General features: G+C 70.9%; 22 protein-coding genes and 2 tRNA genes. 3 read left to right on the top strand and 21 right to left on the bottom strand.

Going from position 1 to position 22560, the window contains the following annotated elements; genetic code table 11:
• Positions 1 to 122: 122 nt before the first annotated feature.
• From NRK68_RS11575 to NRK68_RS11610, 8 genes are all read right to left on the bottom strand, one after another.
• Positions 123 to 195, bottom strand: a tRNA-Ala gene (locus NRK68_RS11575).
• 131 nt (positions 196 to 326) lie between these two features.
• Entirely contained in the window at positions 327 to 500 is a 174-nt protein-coding gene (locus tag NRK68_RS11580) for a hypothetical protein (RefSeq protein WP_157854762.1), read from the bottom strand.
• Between the two features lie 203 nt (positions 501 to 703).
• Positions 704 to 776, bottom strand: a tRNA-Ala gene (locus NRK68_RS11585).
• Between the two features lie 124 nt (positions 777 to 900).
• Positions 901 to 1557, bottom strand: coding sequence for a histidine phosphatase family protein (locus tag NRK68_RS11590; RefSeq protein WP_183065616.1), 657 nt, complete (start codon positions 1555 to 1557; stop codon positions 901 to 903).
• Positions 1554 to 2000: a ribosome silencing factor gene (gene rsfS / locus NRK68_RS11595; protein ID WP_030027741.1), complete on the bottom strand. Its 447-nt coding sequence runs from the start codon at positions 1998 to 2000 to the stop codon at positions 1554 to 1556. Before rsfS ends, NRK68_RS11590 begins: the two co-directional genes overlap by 4 nt.
• Positions 2001 to 2120: 120 nt before the next feature.
• Complete coding sequence (locus tag NRK68_RS11600; RefSeq protein ID WP_257855727.1) at positions 2121 to 3821, bottom strand: LCP family protein; 1701 nt, start codon at positions 3819 to 3821, stop codon at positions 2121 to 2123.
• A 24-nt stretch (positions 3822 to 3845) separates the two neighbouring features.
• Positions 3846 to 4463 (bottom strand): nicotinate-nucleotide adenylyltransferase, encoded by a 618-nt coding sequence (gene nadD, locus NRK68_RS11605; RefSeq protein ID WP_030760999.1) that lies wholly within the window; start codon positions 4461 to 4463, stop codon positions 3846 to 3848.
• Positions 4464 to 4499: 36 nt separating this feature from the next.
• Entirely contained in the window at positions 4500 to 4667 is a 168-nt protein-coding gene (locus NRK68_RS11610) for a hypothetical protein (protein WP_037661433.1), read from the bottom strand.
• 139 nt (positions 4668 to 4806) lie between these two features.
• Here NRK68_RS11610 and NRK68_RS11615 point away from each other — a divergent pair, with 139 nt between their 5' ends.
• Positions 4807 to 5901 (top strand): M48 family metallopeptidase, encoded by a 1095-nt coding sequence (locus tag NRK68_RS11615; protein WP_183065351.1) that lies wholly within the window; start codon positions 4807 to 4809, stop codon positions 5899 to 5901.
• Here NRK68_RS11615 and NRK68_RS11620 read toward each other — a convergent pair.
• The 7 genes from NRK68_RS11620 to NRK68_RS11650 form a co-directional block, all read right to left on the bottom strand.
• Positions 5885 to 7039: an SCO2583 family membrane protein gene (locus NRK68_RS11620; RefSeq protein ID WP_183065352.1), complete on the bottom strand. Its 1155-nt coding sequence runs from the start codon at positions 7037 to 7039 to the stop codon at positions 5885 to 5887. The two genes, NRK68_RS11615 and NRK68_RS11620, sit on opposite strands and share 17 nt — an antisense overlap.
• A 68-nt stretch (positions 7040 to 7107) precedes the next feature.
• Complete coding sequence (locus NRK68_RS11625; RefSeq protein WP_257855728.1) at positions 7108 to 7674, bottom strand: SCO2584 family spore wall biosynthesis protein; 567 nt, start codon at positions 7672 to 7674, stop codon at positions 7108 to 7110.
• Between the two features lie 77 nt (positions 7675 to 7751).
• Positions 7752 to 9035, bottom strand: coding sequence for a glutamate-5-semialdehyde dehydrogenase (locus NRK68_RS11630; RefSeq protein WP_183065355.1), 1284 nt, complete (start codon positions 9033 to 9035; stop codon positions 7752 to 7754).
• A gap of 317 nt (positions 9036 to 9352) precedes the next feature.
• Positions 9353 to 9754, bottom strand: coding sequence for a DUF8830 family protein (locus tag NRK68_RS11635; protein WP_259656523.1), 402 nt, complete (start codon positions 9752 to 9754; stop codon positions 9353 to 9355).
• 105 nt (positions 9755 to 9859) lie between these two features.
• Positions 9860 to 10987 carry a glutamate 5-kinase gene (gene proB / locus NRK68_RS11640; RefSeq protein ID WP_183065357.1) on the bottom strand — a complete coding sequence of 376 codons (1128 nt, stop codon included), beginning with the start codon at positions 10985 to 10987 and terminating at the stop codon, positions 9860 to 9862.
• Between the two features lie 77 nt (positions 10988 to 11064).
• The gene (locus NRK68_RS11645; RefSeq protein WP_257855730.1) at positions 11065 to 11502 is read right to left on the bottom strand and encodes a GtrA family protein; all 438 of its coding nucleotides are present in this window, start codon (positions 11500 to 11502) and stop codon (positions 11065 to 11067) included.
• Positions 11499 to 12500, bottom strand: coding sequence for a glycosyltransferase family 2 protein (locus tag NRK68_RS11650; RefSeq protein ID WP_257855731.1), 1002 nt, complete (start codon positions 12498 to 12500; stop codon positions 11499 to 11501). Before NRK68_RS11650 ends, NRK68_RS11645 begins: the two co-directional genes overlap by 4 nt.
• A 178-nt stretch (positions 12501 to 12678) precedes the next feature.
• Between NRK68_RS11650 and NRK68_RS11655 the strand changes: the two genes are divergently transcribed.
• Positions 12679 to 15558: a bifunctional glycosyltransferase/CDP-glycerol:glycerophosphate glycerophosphotransferase gene (locus NRK68_RS11655; protein WP_183065362.1), complete on the top strand. Its 2880-nt coding sequence runs from the start codon at positions 12679 to 12681 to the stop codon at positions 15556 to 15558.
• Positions 15555 to 16703 (top strand): glycosyltransferase, encoded by a 1149-nt coding sequence (locus tag NRK68_RS11660; RefSeq protein WP_183065364.1) that lies wholly within the window; start codon positions 15555 to 15557, stop codon positions 16701 to 16703. Before NRK68_RS11655 ends, NRK68_RS11660 begins: the two co-directional genes overlap by 4 nt.
• A 142-nt stretch (positions 16704 to 16845) precedes the next feature.
• Here NRK68_RS11660 and galE read toward each other — a convergent pair whose 3' ends face one another.
• The 6 genes from galE to NRK68_RS36745 form a co-directional block, all read right to left on the bottom strand.
• A complete protein-coding gene (gene galE / locus NRK68_RS11665; RefSeq protein WP_183065366.1) occupies positions 16846 to 17859 on the bottom strand; it encodes a UDP-glucose 4-epimerase GalE in 1014 nt (337 codons plus the stop codon).
• Between the two features lie 59 nt (positions 17860 to 17918).
• Positions 17919 to 19535, bottom strand: a complete 1617-nt coding sequence (locus NRK68_RS11670) for a glycosyltransferase family 2 protein (protein WP_183065368.1) — start codon at positions 19533 to 19535, stop codon at positions 17919 to 17921.
• Between the two features lie 69 nt (positions 19536 to 19604).
• Entirely contained in the window at positions 19605 to 21050 is a 1446-nt protein-coding gene (gene obgE / locus NRK68_RS11675; RefSeq protein WP_030840809.1) for a GTPase ObgE, read from the bottom strand.
• Between the two features lie 176 nt (positions 21051 to 21226).
• Positions 21227 to 21481 (bottom strand): 50S ribosomal protein L27, encoded by a 255-nt coding sequence (gene rpmA, locus NRK68_RS11680; RefSeq protein WP_030840805.1) that lies wholly within the window; start codon positions 21479 to 21481, stop codon positions 21227 to 21229.
• A 13-nt stretch (positions 21482 to 21494) separates the two neighbouring features.
• Complete coding sequence (gene rplU, locus NRK68_RS11685; protein WP_015033583.1) at positions 21495 to 21815, bottom strand: 50S ribosomal protein L21; 321 nt, start codon at positions 21813 to 21815, stop codon at positions 21495 to 21497.
• A 198-nt stretch (positions 21816 to 22013) separates the two neighbouring features.
• Complete coding sequence (locus tag NRK68_RS36745; RefSeq protein WP_308296134.1) at positions 22014 to 22559, bottom strand: barstar family protein; 546 nt, start codon at positions 22557 to 22559, stop codon at positions 22014 to 22016.
• Position 22560 lies beyond the last annotated feature (1 nt).

Below are 22560 nucleotides of genomic sequence, written 5' to 3' on the forward strand. Positions count from 1 at the left end.
AGGAGGCGTACGGCACGCATGGCGTCAGGGTACCGCAGCGGCCCCCGCCGACGCTCGGCCGTTCCACCCGGTGACACAACGAGAAGCGGGCCACCCGATCCGGGTGGCCCGCTTCTTCACTGTGGAGCTAAGGAGAATTGAACTCCTGACCTCCTGCATGCCATGCAGGCGCTCTACCAACTGAGCTATAGCCCCTTGCCCTGCTTGCCGCTTCGGTTTCCCTTGCCGGTTCCCCTTGGCGACGTCCCAAACATTACACGGTCATGGCCCTGGTCCAAAAATCGGTTTCCACCAACCTCGGGCCATGTCCGCTTTGCGACGGTCTGTCACGCTCTCGCGAACTGATAGAACCGTTTGAGCGTGCAGTGCTCGTCGAGCAGCCGTCCGTAGATCGGCTCCCCTTCCAGCTCCCGGTACGTCTCGATCGGGTCGCCTTTTATGATCAGCGCCCGCGCGCATTCCTCGCACCAGTACTGGTAGTCGGGGTTGACCGGGTCCATGTCCCGCACGATCGGCGTCCCGTTGTTGCACCAGTCGCACCGGCGCCGGTGTGCACCCATCCGTTCGCGACTCCCTCCCGCGTCGGGCCGTCGACTCCCCCTCCGGCCGTCCGATTCTGCCACGCCGGTGCGGGCCAGGTCAGCAAACGCAAAGGGTACAAAAACAAGGATCCCGCCCCCACTTGGGGACGGGATCCTGATTGTGGAGCTAAGGAGAATTGAACTCCTGACCTCCTGCATGCCATGCAGGCGCTCTACCAACTGAGCTATAGCCCCGCTCTCCGCTGCGCTTCCCCCGTCTCCGGTGTTCTTCGCTGCGAACAAGAAGAACTCTAGCCTGTGACCAGCCGGAAAGTGAAATCCGGGTCGGAACCCCGGTGGGAAGCGGCAGGGAGCCCGCTCAGTCGTCGTCGCCGAGCACCGGTTCCGGCAGGGTGCCGGCGTTGTGCTCCAGCAGGCGCCAGCCGCGTGCGCCCTCGCCGAGGACGGACCAGCAGCAGTTGGAGAGCCCGCCCAGGCTCTCCCAGGAGCGCGCCTCCAGGCCGAGCAGCCGGCCGATGGTCGTACGGATGGTGCCGCCGTGGCTGACCACGACCAGGGTGCCGTCCACCGGCAGCCGGTCACTGTGGTCCAGCACCACGGGCGCGGCGCGGTCGGCGACCTCGGTCTCCAGCTCACCGCCGCCCCGGCGGACCGGCTCGCCGCGCTTCCACGCCGCGTACTGCTCGCCGTACTTCTCGACGATCTCCTCGTGCGTCAGGCCCTGCCACTCGCCGGCGTACGTCTCGCGCAGCGCGTCGGTGTGCGTCACGGCCAGGCCCGTGACCGCGGCCAGCTCGGCCGCCGTGGCGGCGGCACGCTTCAGGTCGGACGCGACGATGGCGTCCGGCTTCAGCGAGGCGAGCAGCCGCGCCGAGCGGCGCGCCTGCGCCAGGCCCGTCTCGGTCAGCTCGATGTCCGTCGACCCCTGGAAGCGCCGCTCCAGGTTCCACGAGGTCTGGCCGTGCCGCCAGAGGACGATCTTCCGGCCGGACCGGCCCGAGGTGGTCGTGCTCAGAACAGATCACCGTCCAGGTCGTCGTCGCCCGCCGCCTCGCGCAGCTTGGCGTGCTCCTCGGCCTTGCCGATGGTGAGCTTGGCGTCCTCGGGGAGCTCGATCTCGGGGCAGTCCTTCCACAGGCGCTCCAGCGCGTAGAAGACCCGCTCCTCGCTGTGCTGGACGTGGACGACGATGTCGACGTAGTCGAGCAGGATCCAGCGGGCGTCGCGGTCGCCCTCACGGCGCACCGGCTTGGCGCCGAGTTCCTTCTGCAGGCGCTCCTCGATCTCGTCGACGATCGACTTGACCTGACGGTCGTTGGGCGCCGAGGCGAGCAGGAAGGCGTCGGTGATCGACAGCACGTCGCTGACGTCGTACGCGATGATGTCGTGCGCGAGCCGGTCGGCCGCGGCCTGGGCAGCGGTGGTGATGAGCTCGATGGAGCGGTCCGTGGCGGTCACTGGCCATGCTTTCGGGTTGGCGGGCAGATCCTTACAAGGGTCTCATGTACCGCCGACGACGCCCGCGCGGAACGTTCCGCGCGGGCGCGTGCTTCCCCTGCCGGCCGGGCCGCGGCCCGGTCAGGGGGCCTTGTAGTCCTTCCCGAGGATCACCACGACGTCGGCGTTCACGACGTTCTCGGCCTTCTTCACGGCCGTCTCCGCCAGCCCCAGCGTCTTGGCGACCTCGATCGCGCGGTCACGCTGGGCGTCGTCCTGGTAGGTGATCTGCGAGGCGGCCGCGGTCTTGTCGGCCTTGCCGCCGTCCACGAACGCGTAGCCGCCGTTCATCAGCGCCGCCTTGGCCGCGACCTGCGTCTTCTCGTCGCCCGAGGCGTCCTTGAGACCGACGCGCGGGGTGGCGCCGGGCTGCGCCGCGCCGGCGGAGCCGCCGAGCACCTCCTTGACGACCTTCTTGTTGGCGTCGTCCGTGAGCGTCCCGTCCGGCTTCACCGCGATGACGTCGGTGCGGTAGGCGCCCACCTTGGCGTGCGCGCCGAGCTTGGACAGCATCGTCCCGAGGGTCTGCGCGTTCAGTGCGGGATCGAGGATCTGGCCGATGCTCTCGACCGTCACCGCCCCCGCCTTCGGGTCGCTCGGGAACTTGCGCAGGACCGCGTGGAGCACCTTGCCCGTGCGTTCCAGCTGCTTGGCCTCCGGTTCGCCCTGGGCGCGGTACGTGGCGTACGCGACGGCCATCGGCCCGCTCAGGCTCTGCTTCTGGCCCTGGCCCACGGCCGGCGTCTTGGCCGCGTCGTCGGCCGGGACCGCGGTGTCGGTGTCGGCCTCGATGCCGCCGACCAGCTCGACCAGGTTCTCCAGGAAGGGGGTGTCCAGGCGCCAGGTGCCGCCGATGCGGGTGCCGAGCACGGAGTCGAGTGCCTCGCGGGTGCCGAGACCGCCCTCCCCGACCGACTTGCCGAGTGCCGTGGCGGTTCCGTCCTGGCCGGTGAGGGCAAGGGCGTTCGGCAGCAGGACGGTGGCGCCCTGCTTGGTGGTGACGTTGTCGACGAGCAGCGCCGAGGAGGTGCCGCCCTTCTTGGTGTTGTGCAGGTGTACGACGATCATGTCGCGCTTCTGCGCCCCGGCGTCGGCGGTGGCGGCGGTCTTCTTCCCGGGACCGTCGAGGAACGGCAGTTTGCCCGCGTACCAGAGGTAGCCGAGGCCCGCGACGACGAACACCGCCAGGACGACGATGAGCGCGACCACCCGGTTGCGGCCGCGGCGGCGGGCCTCCTCGCGGCGTTCGGTGCGGCTCTCGGTGAACTTGAGCCAGTCGATGACGTCCTCGGAGTCCTCGTCCGGCTGGTCGATGAAGGCGAACATCTCGGTGTGGTAGTCCCGCCCCGCCTCGGACCCGCCCTCGGGCCGGCGCGGCTCGGGGACCTGGGCAGCCGGCCGCTCCGCGCGGGAGGCGGGCTGCTCGGCCGGTGCCGGCTCGGGCGCCGTCTGCTGCGGGATCCACTGCTGGGCCTGCTGCTGCGTCTGCTGCGGGGCCTGCTGGGGGCTCTGCTGCGTGTCGTACCCGTAGGAGGGCGCCTGGGTGTACTCCTGCTGCCCGTACTCCTGGGCCGCCGGCTGCTGCTGGTAGTACTGCTGCGGCTGCTGCTGGCCGTAGTCCTGGTAGTCGTAGCCGTAGCCCTGCTGCTGCTCGTACTGGGGGGCGGACTGGCCGGGCGCCCGGCCGTACACCGGCCGCCCGTACGCGTCATAGCCGATGAGCTGCTGCTCGTGGGCTGCGTGCGGATCGTATCGGCCGTACTGATCCTGTCGGTCGTTCACCGCAGGGCCCCTCTCTCCGGAAGCTCAGGCTCCCCGGTACAGCTCACGCTTGTCGATGTAGCGCACCACGCCGTCCGGCACCAGGTACCACACGGGATCCCCCTGGGCGACCCGTGCACGGCAGTCCGTGGACGAGATCGCCAGTGCGGGCACCTCGACCAGGGAGACGCCGCCCTCGGGGAGCCCGTCGTCGGTGAGCACATGGCCCGGCCGGGTGACTCCGATGAAGTGGGCGAGCGAGAAGAGCTCGTCGGCGTTCCGCCAGGTCAGGATCTGGGCGAGCGCGTCGGCGCCCGTGATGAAGAACAGGTCGGCGTCGTCGTTCAGCGCCTTCAGGTCCCGCAGGGTGTCGATCGTGTAGGTCGGTCCGCCGCGGTCGATGTCGATGCGGCTCACCGAGAACTGCGGGTTCGACGCCGTGGCGATGACCGTCATCAGGTAGCGGTCCTCGGCGGGCGAGACGGCCCGCTGGGACTTCTGCCACGGCTCACCGGTCGGCACGAACACCACCTCGTCGAGGTGGAACAGGGCGGCCACCTCGCTGGCGGCCACCAGGTGTCCATGGTGGATCGGGTCGAATGTCCCGCCCATCACGCCGAGCCGGCGCTTGACCGGACCGGTAGGCGTCTCCTGCTCTCCCATGAGCGCAGAGCCTACTGGCCCGGCGGACCGGTTCGACTAGCGGTCGCGGTTCAGACGCGTGGTGACCCAGAGCATCAGCATCAGGATGATGAAGGCGGCGCCGCCGGTCACGTAGGGGTTGAGGCTGTCGTGGTTGCCGCCGTGCTGCTCGGCCCCCTCCGAGGCGAGGACGACCAGGTTGTGGGCGGTGGAGGAGAGGCTCATCAGGCAGGTACCTATCGAGTCGGGGAGCGGGCGGAGACTTCGCTCACATCGTATGCGGGTGCCCGGGGCACGCTCGCGCCGACTCAGGCGTTGGAGAGGATAGACGCATGGTCCGGCAGTTCCATCAGGGGAGGGCGCAATGACGGAGACGGGTTTCGAGAAGGTACCGGCGCGGGACCGCAGGAGGTTCCCCGGAATCTCCTCGCGGGCGTACGAGCACCCGGCGGACCGTTCGGCCCTGGTGGCGCTGCGCAAGCTGAGCGGCTTCGACACGGTGTTCAAGGCCCTCAGCGGTCTCCTCCCGGAGCGGAGCCTGCGGCTGCTGTTCCTGTCGGACTCGGTGCGCGTGGGCGAGACGCAGTTCCCGCACCTGCACGCCATGCTCCGCGACGCCTGTTACATCCTGGACCTGGAGAAGGTCCCGCAGATGTACGTGCAGCAGGACCCGCGGCCCAACGCCATGTGCATCGGGCTGGACGAGCCGATCATCGTGGTGACCACGAGCCTCGTCGAGCTGCTCGACGAGGAGGAGATGCGGGCGGTGATCGGCCACGAGGTGGGTCACGCGCTGTCGGGGCACTCGGTGTACCGCACGATCCTGCTGTTCCTGACGAACCTGGCGCTCAAGGTCGCGTGGATCCCGCTGGGCAATGTGGCGATCATGACGCTGGTGACCGCGCTGCGGGAGTGGTTCCGCAAGTCGGAGCTCTCTGCCGACCGGGCCGGACTGCTGGTGGGGCAGGACGTGACGGCTTCCATGCGCGGCCTGATGAAGCTGGCGGGCGGCAACCACCTCCACGAGATGAACGTGGACGCCTTCCTGGAGCAGGCCGACGAGTACGAGAAGGGCGGCGACCTGCGGGACTCCGTGCTGAAGATCCTCAACATGCTGCCGCGCACGCACCCCTTCACCACGGTCCGGGCGGCCGAGCTGAAGAAGTGGTCGCAGAGCCGGGACTACCAGCGGATCATGGACGGCCACTACCCGCGCCGCGAGGAGGACAAGGACACCTCGGTCACGGACTCCTTCCGGGAGTCGGCCGCGCACTACGCGGACTCGGTGCGCACCAGCAAGGACCCGCTGTTCAAGCTGGTGGGCGACATCGCGGGCGGGGCGGCCGACATGGGCGGCAGGCTCCGTGACAAGTTCACCGGAGCCGGTGCCGGGTCCGGTGGCGGCTCCGGTACGGACACGGCCTCCGAGGGCAAGGGCGGGGCTACGGGGCAGGGCTGACCGGGGTGCCCGGCGTCGCGGGGGCGGCCAGTACGCCGCACAGCCCGGCCGAGCGCCGGGGCTGACCGCTGGCGTACGGGTCGCTCGCGGCCGGTCCCACGGTGGTGGGGCCGGCCCCGGCCAGGAGCGGACGGAAGCCCCCGGCCGGGTCGGCGGAGCAGTCCTGCGGTCCGGCCATCACATAGGCCGATGCCAGCTCCAGCCGGCGCGCGCTCAGGTCGTCGCGGTCGAAGCGCATCCGCAGCTCGCGCCGGACGGTGAAGAGCGATGCCCCGTCGGCCGCCGACGGGGCCCCGGTGGCCGGCCGTACGGCGTACACGAAGGTGTGATCGGTGGTGACCTCCAGGACGTCCTGGGCCACCTCCTCGAAGGCGAGGGTGCCGCTCACCCGGACCCGGGAGTCGGCCATGACGGCGGTGGCGGGATCGAAGCGGACCAGCCAGCCGGTGACCGCGTGCCGGCCGTCGCCGGAGGGCGAGGTCATGCTGCGGTCGAACTGCGCCAGCTGGTCGGGGTCGAGCAGCACGCGCACGGGCCGGGTGGCGGATCCGGCCAGCACGTCGGGGTCCATCGAGGACTGCACCAGGTAGTCCTTGGCGATGGACAGCGCGGTGACGACCTGGACGTCGGTGAAGTGGTGCGTGCGGCGCACCGCGGGCAGGGTGATGCCGGCCGCGCCGACCCGGTAGTCGGCTGCGGGGCTCTTCGCGAACAGCTCGGGCGGCAGCCCGCCGGGCACGGCGGCGGCCGGCGCGAGCGGCACCACGGTGCTGGTGAGCGCCTGGGCGGGCCCGCCGGGCGGGGGTACGTAGGGGTTGCGCAGCCCCAGGTAGACGGCGACGGCGAAGGCCGTGGCGATGAGCAGCACGAGCAGCATGCCCTGCCGGGCGCCGCGGCCGGGGGTGCTGGTCCCGGGCGCGGAGCCGCTGGACCAGATGGACCGGCTGCGGACGGCCCGGGCGTGCTCGCCCATGCGTTCCTGGGCGGAGTACTCCTGGAGCCGGGCAGCACGGACGAAGTCCTCGTCGAACACCACGGACCGGTAGTCGTCCGACCGGAACTCGTCCGGCCGGAACTCGTCGTCGCCCCCGCCGGTGCCGTCGGGGGTGCCGTTGGGTGGATCTCCTGGCACGGCCATCGCTTCTCCCCGCTGTCCCCGCTTCAGAGAAGCCCCCAGCTCCGGCGGACGCGAGTGGGGTCGTACCTTCAGGGTTGGCGTACTGAGGGGTACGTAAACGCGCCGACGCCGGTGACTTCACGCCCGGGGGTGCTGGCGGGCGCCGGAGCGGGGTCCGCTTCACCCGACGCACTGCGGTAGACGGCGCTGAACGCGAGCGCGACCATGCCGAGGCCCATCACGAAGGCGAGCACCCAGGCGACCGGGCGCAGCCACGGTGCGCGGCCCCGGTAGGGGCGCAGGCTGCCGCCGTAGGCCCCGTACGGGCCGTCGGGGTGGCCGCGGCCCCGCTCGTGGTCGCCGCCGTACTCCCAGCCGTACTCGTCGGCGTCGTACCCGTCGGGGTGGCCGTAGCTGTAGCCGTCGTGGTCGTCGTCGCCCGTCCAGCCGCCGGGGACGGCACGGGCGGCTTCCGCCTCCGCGCGCGCCCGGTCGGCCGCCCGCTGGCGCTCGGCGGCGCTCGGTTCATGAATCTCGGCGTTCCGGACGAAGTCCTCGTCGAACACCACGGAGGCGAAGTACTCTTCCGCGCCTCCGCGGTCGTCGTCGGGCTCCCCGTCGTCCGGGAACGGCTTGCCCCCCACGTCGTCCGGCACGGGAACAGCGTAGACCTGGGGGCCACCGTTGGGCAGGGTGAATGCCGAATTCCGGCCACCCGGGGTGGGCGGTGGGACTACCGAACGTGACCGTCGCCGGTGACGATGTACTTGGTGGAGGTGAGCTCGGGAAGCCCCATCGGGCCCCGGGCGTGCAGCTTCTGCGTGGAGATGCCGATCTCGGCACCGAAACCGAACTGGCCACCGTCGGTGAACCGAGTGGATGCATTCACGGCGACGGTGGTGGAGTCGACCAGCTGGGTGAAGCGGCGCGCGGCGGCCTGCGAGGTGGTGACGATCGCCTCGGTGTGACCGGAGGTCCAGCGGCGGATGTGGGTGACGGCGTCGTCGAGGGAGTCCACGACGGCAGCGGCGATGTCGTAGGAGAGGTACTCGGCGGCCCAGTCCTCGTCGGTGGCGGGGAGGGCAGTGACCTTGGTGCCCTCGGCGGCTGCGAGGACGGCGGGGTCTGCGTGGACGGTGACGCCGGCACCGGCGAGCGCGTCGAGGGCGCGCGGCAGGAAGGCGTCGGCGATCTCGCGGTGGACCAGGAGGGTCTCGGCGGCGTTGCAGACGGAGGGCCGCTGCGCCTTGGAGTTGATGAGGATGTCCACGGCCATGTCGAGGTCGGCCTGGGCGTCGACGTAGACGTGGCAGTTGCCGGTACCGGTCTCGATGACCGGGACGGTGGACTCCTCGACCACGGTCCTGATGAGGGAGGCACCGCCGCGCGGGATGAGTACGTCGACGAGGCCGCGGGCGCGCATCAGCTCACGGACGGAGTCGCGGGACTCGCCGGGGACCAGCTGGATCGCGTCGGCGGGCAGGCCGGCGCTCTCGACGGCGTCGCGGAGGATGGCGACGAGCGCGGTGTTGGAGGCGTAGGCGGAGGAGCTGCCGCGCAGGAGGACCGCGTTGCCGGACTTCAGGCAGAGCGCCGCGGCGTCCACGGTGACGTTGGGGCGGGCCTCGTAGATGATGCCGACGACCCCGAGGGGGACGCGGATCTGGCGCAGGTCGATGCCGTTGGGCAGGGTGCTGCCGCGGACGACCTCGCCGACGGGGTCCGGGAGGGCGGCGACGTCCCGTACGTCGGAGGCGATGGCGGCGACGCGCTCCGGGGTCAGGGTGAGGCGGTCGATGACGGTTTCGCTCGTGCCGGCGGTGCGGGCCTTGTCCGTGTCGACGGAATTGGCCGCGATGATCTCGGCGGTACGGGCCTCCAGCGCGTCCGCGATCGCCAGCAGGGCCGTGTCCTTGGCGGACCGCGGGAGTGGGGCGATGGCCGCGGCGGCGGTCCGGGCGCGGTGCGCGGTGGTGAGGACGGGCGAGGTGACGGTGGTGGCGTCGAGCGAGGTCATGCCGCCAGGGTAAGCCCATGCCGATGCCGTGCCGGCGGGGCTTCCAACGCGCGAGACGGGCTCTGCGGGACGCCGCTGCGCGGAGCCGTCTCCCCGCCCCGCCCTTTCACCGTTTCCCCGGGGCTCCGCCCCCGGAGCCCCGCGCCTCAAACGCCGGCGGGGCTGGTAGCCCGGGGCTCCGCCCCGGAGCCCCGCGCCTCAAACACCGGCGGGGCTGGGAGAGGCCGGGGCTCCGCCCCCCGGAACCCCCTGCCTCGAACGCCGGCGAGGCTTGAGCGATGACGGCGGGGGTTGAAGGGTGACGGCGGGGCTGCGGGTCAGTACGGGTGGACGCCTACCGGGTGGGCCGGGGGTGGGCCGTAGCCCTCCGCGACGCGGAGGTGGTAGGTGGGGCGGTCGATGACCTCCAGGCCGACGATCTCCCACGGCGGCAGCTGCGCCGAGGAGCGGTGCTCGCCCCACAGGCGCAGGGCGACCGCCGCCGCGTCGTGGAGGTCACGGGCCTCCTCCCAGTAGCGGATCTCCGCGTGGTCGTCGGCGTACCGGCTGGTCAGGAGGAAGGGGTGGTCATGGGCCAGTTGCTCCAGTCCCCGCCGGACCTCGGACAGCGGGGCCGGCTTGCCGGAGACGCTCAGGGTCACGTGCCACAGGCGCGAGGCCTCGTCCTGTTCGTGCTCGTGGCCGCCGCCGTCACCGTCCCCCGGACCGACGCTGGTCAGCGCTCGTCTCACCAGCCGCCTCCTGTCTCCGCTACGCGTGTCCGCCTGCTCCGCCCATCACAGTTGACCAGTCCCCGGGCGGCCGCGCTGCGGTTTTGCCGAACCTCAGCCCTGGAGCAGGACCAGATCGTCACGGTGGACGACCTCCCGCTCGTACGCGGGTCCGAGTTCCCGTGCGAGCTCGCGAGTGGAGCGGCCGAGGAGCTGCGGGAGCTCCTTGGCGTCGAAGTTGACGAGCCCCCGGGCCACGGCACGGCCGTCGGCGGAACGCAGCTCCACCGGGTCCCCGGCCACGAAGTCGCCCTCGACGGCCGCGATGCCCGCGGGCAGCAGCGAGCTGCCGCGCTGGGTGACGGCACTGACCGCTCCGTCGTCGAGGACCAGGTGGCCCTGCGGGGTCGAGGCGTGCTGGAGCCAGAGCAGCCGGTCGGCGGAGCGGCGCCCGGTGGCGTGGAAGAAGGTGCCGGTCCCCCGGCCGGCCAGGGCGTCGGCGGCCTGGCTGGCGGAGGTGAGCACCACCGGGATCCCGGCTGCGGCCGCGATCCGGGCCGCCTCGACCTTGGTGACCATGCCGCCGGTGCCCACGCCCGCCTTGCCGGCGCTGCCGATGGAGACGTGCGCGATGTCCTCGGGCCCGCGGACCTCCTCGATGCGGCTGGTGCCGGGCTGGGACGGGTCGCCGTCGTAGAGGCCGTCGACGTCGGAGAGCAGGACGAGAAGGTCCGCGCGGACGAGGTGGGCGACGAGAGCGGCGAGCCGGTCGTTGTCGCCGAAGCGGATCTCGTCCGTGGCGACGGTGTCGTTCTCGTTGACGACCGGGAGGGCGCCCATGGCCAGCAGCTGGTCGAGGGTGCGGTAGGCGTTGCGGTAGTGGGCGCGCCGGCTGGTGTCGTCGGTGGTGAGCAGCACCTGGCCGACGCGCAGGCCGTACCGCGCGAAGGAGGCGGTGTAGCGGGCGACGAGCAGGCCCTGCCCGACGCTGGCGGCGGCCTGCTGGCGGGCCAGGTCCTTGGGGCGGCGGCGCAGGCCGAGCGGGGAGAGTCCGGCGGCGATGGCTCCGCTGGAGACCAGGACGATCTCCTTCTCACCGCCGCTGCGGACCTTGGCAAGGACGTCGACGAGGGCGTCCACCCGGTCGGCGTCGAGTCCGCCGGCCGCGGTGGTCAAGGAGGAGGAGCCGACCTTGACCACGATCCTGCGGGCGTCCACGACACCTTGCCTAGCCGCTGACACGTTGTTCCCCTTGCCCCTTGCCTTCAATGCCTGCCACCTCAATCTACGGGGTGGCGGACGGGAGCCGCTCAGGGGTTTCAGACCGTGGACGAGGTCCTGGTCCGTCCCTGGCGCTCGTCCTCCGCGGCGGCCCGGGCGGCGCCGGGCACGAGGATCTTGCGGGACAGCAGGAAGGTGAACGGGATGGCCACGACCGCCGCGACCAGCGGGGCGATCCGGGTGTCCATGCCCGCCCAGGTCACCAGGGCGTACAGGCCGACGGACTGGATGACGTAGTTGGTCACGTTCGTCAGCGGGAAGAGCAGGAACTTCTTCCAGGTCGGCCGGGTCCGGTAGGTGAAGTAGGTGTTCATGAAGAACGAGCCGACCATCGCCAGCACGAAGGCGAGCGAGTAGGCGGCGAAGTACGGCATCCACGGGTGCAGGAGCAGGTAGATGCCGAAGAAGGTGCCGGTGTTGACCCCGCCCACGAGGGCGAAGCGGAATACCTGGCCGAGCTGCTCCTTGCGGGTCATCGGGCGCTGCGCTCCACGATCGTCGGTTCCGCCGCCGGGGTGGTGCCCGCGGTCCTCGGCAGAGGTTCGGAGCCGGAGCCGTGCGACTCCTTCACCAGGAAGTGCGGCCGGCGCTTGGTCTCGTAGTAGATGCGCCCGATGTACTCGCCGACGAGGCCCAGCATGATCAGCTGTACGCCGCCCAGGCCCGTGATGATGGCCACAAGGGTGACGTAGCCCGGGGAGTCCACGCCGTAGGTGATCGCCATGATCGTGATCCACAGCGCGTACAGCCCGGTCAGGGCGACCAGCGACACGCCGAACCAGATGCCGATCCGCAGCGGCCGGTTGTTGAAGGAGATCAGGCCGTCCATGCCGTAGTTGAGCAGGGAGCCGAACTTCCACTTGGTCTCGCCGGCCTCGCGCTGGGCGTTGCGGTAGTCGAAGTGGACGGTGTCGAAACCGATCCAGGAGAACAGGCCCTTGGAGAAGCGGTTGTACTCCGGCAGGGACAGCAGGGCGTCCACGGCCGGGCGGGACAGCATCCGGAAGTCACCGACGCCGTCGGTGAGCTCCACGTCGACCCAGCGGTTGACGCCCCGGTAGTAGAGGCGGCTGAGCGCGGAGCGCACCTTCTTGTCGCCCTCGCGGGTGCGGCGGGCGATGATCTGGTCGTGGCCCTGCCGGTAGTGCTCCAGCATGGTCGCGATGAGTTCCGGCGGGTGCTGCAGGTCGGCGTCCATGATCACGACGGCGTCGCCGGTGGCCTCGCGCAGGCCGGCGAGCATGCCGGCCTCCTTGCCGAAGTTGCGGCTGAAGGAGACGTAGCGGGTCTGTTCGCCGTGTTCCGCGGCGATCTTCCGGAGCTTGCCGAGGGTCCCGTCACGGCTTCCGTCGTCCACGTAGCAGACCTCGTACTCGACGGAGAGGGCGTCCAGGACCTTGCGGATCTCCAGGTCGAACCGGTCGATGACAGCTTCTTCGTTGTAGCAGGGAACAACTACGGACAGCTTGGTCATGAACACTTCCTGCTGGATCCGAACGGGTGATTGTCGGCGACCGGACCCGCCTCTCACCTCTTCCTTAGAAGTATGCACGGCGAGGGGCTGCCGAGAGTCGCCCTGCCAGAGCCGAGGGCGGCACACGGTAGCTTTGACGGGATAAGCGGAATGAGCGGAACGAAACGAAGGGATCGAGGTGCACGTGCCCGACGTCTCCGTGGTCGTCATCGTCTACAACGACGCAGAGCGTCTGTCGACAGCAGTCCAGTCGGTTCTCGACCAGACACTTCAGGGTGTCGAGGTCGTGATCGTCGACGACTGCAGCCAGGACCGCTCCTTCGCGGTCGCCCAGGAACTCGAGTCCGCGCACCCGGGGAGGGTGCGTGCCTTCCAGCTGCCGCAGAACAGCGGCGGCTGCGGTGCGCCGCGCAACCACGGCATCCAGCAGGCGACCGGAACGTACGTGATGTTCCTGGACAGCGACGACGTGCTGGAGCGCAACGCCTGCCGGAACATGCTGGCCGCCGCCGAGCGGACCGGCTCCGACCTGGTCTCGGGCATGTGCGTACGGGTGCACCTCGACAACCGGTGGGGCAAGACCACCGAGTGGTACCCCTGGATCTACGCGCACACCCGCACGCTGGAGTCGATCACCGAGTTCCCGGACCTGCTGGTCTACGACACTCTCTCCACGAACAAGTGCTACCGGCGCGCGTTCCTGCTGGAGCAGGGCCTGGAGTTCCCGGTCGGCATCCACTACGAGGACCTGCTGTTCTCCGCGCAGGCGTACGTGGCGGCCCGGCGGATCACGCTGATCCCCAACCACGTCTACTTCTGGAACGTGGTCGAGAAGGCCGCCGCCAAGTCGATCAGCAACCGGCGCCACGAGATCGCGAACTTCGTCCACCGGATGGAGATCCACCGGCGCGTCGACGAGCTGCTGGCGGCCAAGGGCCACACGGACATCAAGTCCGCCAAGGACGCCAAGTTCCTCAAGCACGACCTGGTCCTGCACCTGCGCGACCTGCCGCTGCTGAGCGACGAGTACCGCCAGGAGTTCGCGGGCCTCGCCAACGGCTACCTCGCCGGTATCGACCCGGAGGCGTACGAGCACGTCACGCACCTCCAGGCGATCTGCGCGTACCTGCTGGGCAAGGAGGACTGGGACAACCTGCTCCCGGCCGCCGACGCCATGATCAACAAGGGTCGGCTGACCTCCCCGCTCGCCGAGCGCGACGGCCGTGTCTACTGGTGCGCGCAGCACCTCGACGGCCCCGACGCCGCCGAGGCCCGCCGGATACTGGACGTCACCGAGCAGGGCTTCCACACCACCCCGCTCCCGTCCCTCACCCTGGGCAACCGCCTCACCTCCTACGAGGACGACGGCCGCGGCACCGTCACGCTGTCCGGCACCGTCGTGAACCCGCTGGGCCGCATCGCCGACGACGCCGAGCTGAAGGCCACGCTGGAGCTCCGGGCCCGCCGCCAGGTCGGCGTGCGCTCCTTCAGCTTCCCGGTGGCAACCGTGCGCCACGCCGGTGACACCATCGAGTGGCGCACCACCGCCGACATCGGCGGCACCGTCCGCCCCCTCGGCATCATCGACGCCGTCTGGGACGTCCGCCTCAAGCTGACCGCCGGCGGCGAGAAGATCATCACCCGCGTCTCGGTCGGCGGCCTCGACCTGGACTCGGCGGCCCGGCTGCGCGTCCGGCCGCGGCTGACCCGTCTGGTCTCCGACCGCTTCACGGCGGAGATGACCAAGAAGGGCAACCTCTCCTACGTCCTGACCGCCGAGGGCGCCGCCGCCGTCCGCACCCAGTCGCTGATCAACAACGCCATACAGGGCAAGGCGGCGGGCGTGGTCAAGCGGGGCCTGCGCAAGGCGCTGCGGGCCCGCCGGAACATGGGCTCCGGCGAGCAGAAGGTGAAGATCTACCACGAGGTCTTCTCGAAGCTGCCGATCAAGAAGGGCACGGTCGTCTTCGAGAGCCACATGGGCAAGCAGTACAGCGACAGCCCGAAGGCCGTCTACGAGGAGATGGTCCGCCAGGGCGTGCCCTTCGAGGCGATCTGGTCGTACGCGGGCGCCAAGCCCACCGGCTTCCCGAAGGAGGCCACCCTGGTCAAGCGCTGGAGCTGGCAGTACCTGCGCGCCCTGGCCCAGGCCGAGTTCTGGATCGACAACCAGGGCTTCCCGCTGGCCCTCGCCAAGCGCCCGGGCACCACGTACATCCAGACCTGGCACGGCTCCGCGCTCAAGCGGATGGGCTTCCACGAGCCCCGCACCAAGGCGCAGGGCCGGGCCGGGCAGGCCCGCTTCCAGGCGGCCGTCGACCGCTTCGACCACTTCCTGATCCGCTCCGAGCACGACGCCCGCACCCTCGCCAAGGGCTTCCGGCTGCGCGACGAGGTCCTGCTGCGCACGGGCTACCCGCGCAACGACGCCCTCGTCGAGGCGCACCGGGCCGAGGCGGACAGCGGCGAGCGGGTCCGTGGCGCCCTCGCGGCGGAACTGGGCATCGACCCGGACAAGAAGGTGCTGCTGTACGCGCCGACCTTCCGGGCGGGCGCGGACGGCGCGGTGGAGGGCTTCACCTTCCCCTTCGACGTGGAGGAGTTCGCGGACCGGCTCGGCGACCGCTTCACGCTGCTGGTGCGGACCCACTACCTCAACAGCGTCTCGCTGCCGCCGTCGGTCGCCGGCCGGGTCGTCGACGTGTCGCGGCACCACGACATCACCCCGCTGCTGGCCCTCGCCGACGGTCTGATCACCGACTACTCGTCCGTGATGTTCGACTACGCGGTCCTGGACCGGCCGATGGTGTTCTTCGCGTACGACTACGAGAAGTACGCCACCGACATCCGCGGCACGTACTTCGACCTGAAGGAGAAGGCTCCGGGCCCGGTGGTGGCGACCGCCGACGAACTCCTGCAGGCGCTGGCGGCCTTCGAGGAGGCGGACGCCAAGTACGCGGAGGCGCGGCAGCGTTTCCTCACCGAGTTCGGCGAGTACGACCGCGGGGACGCGGCCCGCCAGATCGTCGAGAAGTTCTTCACCGGGAGCGGCAAGTGAGCCGGGACATCTTCATCGTCTCCAACAGCGTCGACGAGATCGGCGGCGTGACCACCTGGTCGCACCAGATGGCCCGGCAGTTCACCGACCGCGGGCACAGGGTGCACATCGTCGGCATCGCGCCGGTCGCCGAGGAGATCCGGCAGAAGCTGCCGCAGGACCTGCCCTACGCGACGACCACGCTGTACGAGGCCCACCCGCCGTCGGCGCGCCGGCTGCGCGGCATCAAGGGCCGGCTGAACGCGCCCGAGCGGCGCCGCCAGGCGGCCCGCCGGGCGCAGATGCGGGTCAAGGCGGACCGGCTGAGCGAGCTGCTGCGCGGGGCCCGTCCGGGCGGGGTGGTCATCGTCACCCAGGTCTGGGCGATGGAGTGGGTGGCGCTCGCCGACACCAAGGGGCTGTCGGTCATCGGCATGAGCCACGAGTCGTTCGAGGCCAGCCAGAAGTCCACCCGCGGCGAGCGGGTCCGCCGGTACTACCCGGAGGTCGACCGGCTGCTGGTGCTGACCGCCGAGGACGCGGACCTGTGGATCCGGGCGGGCATGGAGAACGTCGGCAGCATGCCGAACCCGATCCCCTTCATGCCCGACTCCCCCGCTCCGCGCACCGGGAAGGTCGTGGCGAGCGTCGGCCGCCTCGCCTTCGAGAAGGGCGTCGACCTGCTGCTCGACGCGTGGGCGGACGCCGCCCCGCACCACCCCGACTGGGTCCTGCGGATCTACGGCGCGGGCGTGGAGGAGGCGGCGCTGCGGGCGCACTGCACCGCGCTCGGCCTCGACGACAGCGTCGAATGGATGGGCAGCACCGACGACGTGCTCGGGGCGCTGCGCGAGGCCTCGGTGTTCGCGCAGGCCTCGCGCGCCGAGGGCTTCCCGATCACGCTGCTGGAGGCGATGGCGGCGGGCGTGGCCCCGGCCGCCTTCGACTGCGCGCCGGGTGTACGGGAGATCGTCGAGCACGGCGAGGACGGCCTGCTGGCCCGGCTGGGCAACACGATGGAGCTCGCCGGACACCTGCACGCGCTGATGTCCGACCGCGAGCTGCGCGACCGGCTCGGGGACAACGCCTTCCGTTCGGTGAAGCGCTACTCCAGCGCCGAGATCACCGACCGGTGGGAGGAGCTGTTCTCCTTCCTGGAGCGCTGACGATCGCTGACACTCGCTGCCGGTCGCTGCCTGCCGGTCGCTGCCTGCCGGTAGCTGCCGGACGGCCGCATGTGACACGGCGAAGCCGCCCGCCCCGGACACCTCCGGGCGGGCGGCTTCGTCGTACGGCGGGCGGTACCCGTCAGGCCTTGTGGACGTCGCGGTGCGCGTCCTTGCGGGCGACCTTGTTGGCCTCCCAGCCGGCCCAGGCGGAGGTGACCATCTCGCTGACGTCGTGGCGGGCCTTCCAGCCGAGCACGGCGTTGATCCTGTCGGCGGAGGCCACGACCTTCGCCGGGTCGCCGGGGCGGCGCGGGCTGATCACCGGGGCGCGGTCGTGCCCGGTGCCCTTGTTCAGGAGCTCGACCATCTCGGCGACCGAGACGCCCTCGCCGCGACCGATGTTGACGGTGAGGTCCTTGTAGTCCTCGGCCGCGGCCCACTCGGCCAGCTTGCGGGCGGCCGCCACGTGGGCCTCCGCCAGGTCCTCGACGTGGATGTAGTCGCGGATGCACGTGCCGTCCGGCGTCGGGTAGTCGTCACCGAAGATCTTGGCGCCCTCGCCGGCGTCGTACCGCTCGAAGACCATCGGCACCAGGTTGAAGACGCCGGTGTCCGCGAGCTCCGGGGTCGCGGCGCCCGCCACGTTGAAGTAGCGCAGGCAGGCGGTGGAGATGCCGTGCGCCTTGCCCGCCGCGCGGACCAGCCACTCGCCGGCCAGCTTGGTCTCGCCGTACGGGCTCAGCGGCGCGCACGGGGTGTCCTCGGTGACCAGGTCCACGTCGGGCATGCCGTACACGGAGGCGGAGGAGGAGAAGAGGAAGTTGCGCACGCCCGCGTCGGCCACGGCCTGGAGCAGGACCGTGAGGCCCTGGACGTTCTCGTGGTAGTAGTACAGCGGCTTCTCGACGGACTCGCCGACCTGCTTCTTGCCCGCCAGGTGCACCACGCCCGTGATCTTGTGCTCGCGGAGGGTCTTCTCCAGCACCAGCCGGTCCAGGACGGAACCGACCACCAGCGGGACGCCCTCCGGGACGCGGTCCTCGTTGCCCGTGGACAGGTCGTCGAGGACGACGACCCTCTCCCCCGCGAGCAGCATCGCGCGGACGACGTGCGCGCCGATGTAACCGGCGCCACCGGTGATCAGAAACGTCATGTGTATCTCCTTGGTCCTGTCCGACTTCGGTGGGGAAAGCGCAGCGGGGCGCATCCGGTTCAGCCCGCCCCCCGGGCCGCCCGGGCCCGGTGGAGGCGGTTGCGTACGAGGTGCAGCGCTCCCTCGGCGCCCGGCGCGAGGCGCAGCGCGAGGGCGCCGGCCCCCGTCCGGTAGGGCTGCGCCAGCAGAACACCGTACCGGCTGCTGGGCAGGGCCCGACGGCGGAGCAGCCGACCGCGGGGGCGCAGGGAGGTGAACACCGAGCTCCCGTCGGCACACTGCACGCCCACCCCGACGTTCCAGGCCTGCATCCTGCGCAGCCCCTGGCGGCGGCCGGTGACGGCCAGGTCGGCGAGCCGGAACGGCAGTACGGCCGTCCAGCCGCCGCTGCGGCCGGGCAGCAGCTCGACGGGGTGCGCGAGGACGGGCTCGCCCCCGGCGCGGGGCATGAAGCTCAGCCGGGCGGTCTGCGGGCCGGCCTCGGCGAGGCGTCCGTAGAGGTCGTGCACGCGGATCCGGACGGCGCCGCGGCCGGCCGGCTCGGCATCGACGGTGACGGGCAGCTCCTCGGCCGGCAGCGTCGTCAGGCCGTCCAGCGGGACGGGGAGCTCCTCGCTCCACACCGGCTCGCCGGAGGCGCCGACGGCGTACGGGGGCAGCAGGCGCGGCGGCTGCGCGGCCAGGCGGGTGAGCCGCTCGACGTCGGCGGGCGGCGTCGCGGTGGCGCGCAGCACCCGGACGATCCAGCGGGCGTGGGCCGCGGCCGCCTCGACGTCCGCCTCGGCGAAGGTGTCGAGGTACTCGCGGGTGAGGGTCCACCAGGCGGCCCGGTAGCCGGGGTCCGTGCCGAGCTCCCGCAGGTACATGCGCAGGTCGTACTCCAGGAACTTCACCTGGCAGGCGCTGCCGAGGACCGGGGAGGCCGCGGCGAGGGTCCGGGCGGCCGTTCGGTGGGCCTCGATGCGGGAGCGCCAGTTCCCGACGTCCTTGCGGTCCAGGGAGATCGACACCTGGGCGGCGCTGCGGCGCACGTGCCAGACGTAGACGAGGTCGCCGGTGACGGCGATGCGGGGGGCCGCGGCGAGCACGCGGGAGGTGAAGACGAAGTCTTCGTAGATGAAGCGGCCGTCGGGGAAGCGCAGGCCGTGCTCCTCCAGGAAGGCGCGCTCGTAGAGCTTGTTGACGCAGAGGGTGTCGCGGACGAGCTCGGGCCGGTCCGCCGGGCGCTCGATGACATCGCCCGGGGTGTAGAGACCGGGCATCCAGGGCACGTCGTGCTGCTGGGGCAGCTCGCGCCGCACGGCCGCGCCGACGGTGACCGGGGCGTTGTGCTTCTCGGCGGCGAGTACCAGGGCGTCCGCGGCGCCCGGCGGCAGGATGTCGTCGCTGTCGAGGAAGAGCACGTAGCGGCCGGACGCCGCGGCGATCCCGTCGTTGCGGGGGGTGCCGCACCCGCCGCTGTTCTCCGTACGGTGCACGACCTTGAGGCGGGGATGGACGCGGGCCAGTTCGTCCAGCACCCGCGCGGTGCCGTCGGAGGAGGCGTCGTTCACCGCGATGACCTCGGTGACCACCGGGCCCTGGGCGAGGGCCGAGGAGACGGCCTCGCCCACGAGCCCGGCGTCGTTGTACGCGATGACCACGACGGAGACCGTGGGGAGGTTGCTGCTGTTCACCCGGAGGATCCTAGGCGACCCGTATAAAGACGCCTTCAAACCCTCCGGGGCGGATTACCCGGACACCCCCTAGAACGGCCGGAACTCGTCGTACTCCTTCTGCGCCGAGTCCCCGCGCTTGGCTTCCTTCTCCTTGCGGCGCTGGGTGGCCGGGCGCGGCGCCTCCATGCGGTGGTCCTCACCGCGGCGGCCCAGCATCTCGGCACCGGCCATCATGGTCGGCTCCCAGTCGAAGACGACCGCGTTCTCGTCGGAGCCGATGGCGACGCCGTCACCGGCGCGGGCGCCGGCCTTCTTGAGCGCGTCCTCGACACCGAGGCGGTTGAGCCGGTCGGCCAGGTAGCCGACGGCCTCGTCGTTGTTGAAGTCGGTCTGGCGGACCCAGCGCTCCGGCTTCTCGCCGCGCACCACGTACACGTCCTCGGCCTCGTCGTAGGCGACGGTGAAGCCGGCGTCGTCCACGGCCTTCGGGCGGATGACGATACGGGTCGCCTCCTCCTTCGGCTTGCGGGCGCGGGCCTTGGCGATGACCTCGGCGAGGAAGTAGGAGAGCTCCTTCAGGCCCGTACGGGCGACCGCGGAGACCTCGAAGACCTTGTAGCCGCGCGCCTCCAGGTCGGGGCGCACCATGTCGGCGAGCTCCTGGCCGTCGGGGATGTCGACCTTGTTGAGGACGACGAGGCGCGGGCGCTTCTCCAGGCCGCCGCCGTAGAGCTTGAGCTCCTCCTCGATGACGTCGAGGTCGGCGATCGGGTCGCGGTCGGTCTCCAGGGTGGCCGTGTCCAGGACATGCACGAGCACCGAGCACCGCTCGACGTGGCGCAGGAACTCCAGGCCGAGGCCCCTGCCCTGGCTGGCGCCGGGGATCAGGCCCGGGACGTCGGCGATCGTGTAGACCGTCGAGCCGGCGGTGACGACGCCCAGGTTCGGGACGAGGGTGGTGAAGGGGTAGTCCGCGATCTTCGGCTTGGCGGAGGAGAGCACCGAGATCAGCGAGGACTTGCCGGCACTCGGGAAGCCGACCAGCGCCACGTCCGCGACGGTCTTGAGCTCCAGGACGATGTCGCCGGTGGTGCCGGGGACGCCGAGGAGGGCGAAGCCGGGGGCCTTGCGGCGGGCGGAGGCGAGCGCGGCGTTGCCGAGGCCGCCGCGGCCGCCCTCGGCGGCCACGTAGGTGGTGCCCTGGCCGACGAGGTCGGCGAGGACGTTGCCCTGCTTGTCGAGGACGACGGTGCCGTCCGGAACGGGCAGGATCAGGTCCTGGCCGTCCTTGCCGGAGCGGTTGCCGCCCTCGCCGGGCTTGCCGTTGGTGGCCTTGCGGTGGGGGCTGTGGTGGTAGTCCAGCAGGGTGGTGATCGCCTGCTCCACCACCAGGATGACGTCGCCGCCACGGCCGCCGTTGCCGCCGTCGGGGCCGCCGAGCGGCTTGAACTTCTCCCGGTGAACGGAGGCGCAGCCGTGGCCTCCGTTACCCGCGGCGACGTGCAGCTCGACGCGGTCCACGAAGGTGGTCATGGTTGTTCCTCCAGATACAGCGGTGATAGTCCGGAATGTCCGGTGGCAGGCCTTGCTGCCATTAAACGTGTCTATGGGACAACGCGCCGAGGGCGGACCTCTCTTCCCGGCCTGAGCCGGGAAGAGCTGAGATCCGCCCTCGGGAAGTTACGAACGCTCGATCAGCCGAAGCTGGATCAGGCGGCCGGAACGATGTTGACGACCTTGCGGCCACGGTGCGTGCCGAACTGCACGGAACCGGCCTGCAGCGCGAACAGCGTGTCGTCGCCACCACGACCGACACCCGAGCCCGGGTGGAAGTGGGTGCCGCGCTGGCGGACGAGGATCTCGCCGGCGGAGACGACCTGACCGCCGAAGCGCTTCACGCCGAGCCGCTGGGCATTGGAGTCGCGCCCGTTCCGGGTGGACGATGCGCCCTTCTTGTGTGCCATGTCTCAGTCCCTCTTACTTCGCAGCCGCGGGGATACCGGTGACCTTGATCGCCGTGTACTGCTGGCGGTGACCCTGGCGACGGCGGTAGCCGGTCTTGTTCTTGTAGCGCAGGATGTCGATCTTGGCGCCCTTGTGGTGGTCCACGACCTCGGCCGTGACCTTGATGCCGGCCAGGACCCACGGGTCGCTGGTCACGGCGTCGCCGTCGACAACGAGCAGGGTCGAGAGCTCGACCGTGTCGCCAACCTTGGCAGTGGAAATCTTGTCAACCTCAACGATGTCGCCGACAGCAACCTTGTGCTGGCGACCACCGCTGCGCACGATGGCGTACACGCGGATCTCTCTCTCACTCGATGGGAACCCCTGAAGCCAGCCGGCCCCGCGGGAACCCGCAGACCGGCCTCCCCCGCGCCGCGAGGCGGTTCGGGGGGTGAGGTGCTCAGTGGATGGCGTGCACGTAGACACGCCGACGGTCAAGGTTACGGGCCCCGGTCTGAGGGGTCAAACCGGGGCCCGTGTCCTGCTACTGGATCACGGCCGCCAGACCGCCAGGTCCAGGGCCACCGTGAGGAAGTCGCCCTCGGCCGAGACCACGAGGTCCGGATCCTCGATGAGGGGGGCGAATTCATCCGCCTTCACCTCGTCCAGCAGGAAGACGAAGTGCTCGATCACCACGGGCTGGTTCCGCGGTTCACCGTCCGGGTCGACTTCCGTGTTGGCGCGGTCGGCCGCCAGGCACAGGCTCGTCATGAACACCTTCAGGTCGAGCGAACCGAGCAGGGCGTCCGCCCCCTGGACCACCACGGCTATCCCCACACCACCGGTCACATGGGGGTGCAGGTCGTCCAGGCAGTCGACGAGCGCGTCCCAGTTCCGGCCGAAGTAGCCCGGGAACCCGAGCAGCTCCGCGAACGCGTCACACGTACTGACCTGGTCCGTGAGGCCACGCGCGTCCAGGGAGTGGACACGCCCACCGGCACGCACCAGGTCCGACAGCTGTTCGTCGAACACAGGAGAGGTCCGGGGCCCGAACACGACCCACGGCGTGAGCGGCCTGCTCAGGTCGAACGGCGCCACG

The organism is Streptomyces yangpuensis (assembly GCF_024666385.1).
In the GTDB taxonomy this organism is placed as follows: domain Bacteria; phylum Actinomycetota; class Actinomycetes; order Streptomycetales; family Streptomycetaceae; genus Streptomyces; species Streptomyces yangpuensis.

Excerpts from the sequence above, each read along its gene's own strand:
- NRK68_RS11610 (WP_037661433.1), bottom strand. The coding sequence starts at position 4,667 with ATGAGCCTCTCCTCCACCGCCCACAACCTGGTCGTCCTCGCCTCGGAG.
- NRK68_RS11620 (WP_183065352.1), bottom strand. The coding sequence starts at position 7,039 with ATGGCCGTGCCAGGAGATCCACCCAACGGCACCCCCGACGGCACCGGC.
- NRK68_RS11615 (WP_183065351.1), top strand. The coding sequence starts at position 4,807 with ATGACGGAGACGGGTTTCGAGAAGGTACCGGCGCGGGACCGCAGGAGG.
- NRK68_RS11630 (WP_183065355.1), bottom strand. The coding sequence starts at position 9,035 with ATGACCTCGCTCGACGCCACCACCGTCACCTCGCCCGTCCTCACCACC.
- NRK68_RS11650 (WP_257855731.1), bottom strand. The coding sequence starts at position 12,500 with ATGACCAAGCTGTCCGTAGTTGTTCCCTGCTACAACGAAGAAGCTGTC.
- obgE (WP_030840809.1), bottom strand. The coding sequence starts at position 21,050 with ATGACCACCTTCGTGGACCGCGTCGAGCTGCACGTCGCCGCGGGTAAC.
- nadD (WP_030760999.1), bottom strand. The coding sequence starts at position 4,463 with ATGGGAGAGCAGGAGACGCCTACCGGTCCGGTCAAGCGCCGGCTCGGC.
- rpmA (WP_030840805.1), bottom strand. The coding sequence starts at position 21,481 with ATGGCACACAAGAAGGGCGCATCGTCCACCCGGAACGGGCGCGACTCC.
- NRK68_RS11580 (WP_157854762.1), bottom strand. The coding sequence starts at position 500 with ATGGACCCGGTCAACCCCGACTACCAGTACTGGTGCGAGGAATGCGCG.
- NRK68_RS11645 (WP_257855730.1), bottom strand. The coding sequence starts at position 11,502 with ATGACCCGCAAGGAGCAGCTCGGCCAGGTATTCCGCTTCGCCCTCGTG.
- galE (WP_183065366.1), bottom strand. The coding sequence starts at position 17,859 with ATGACGTTTCTGATCACCGGTGGCGCCGGTTACATCGGCGCGCACGTC.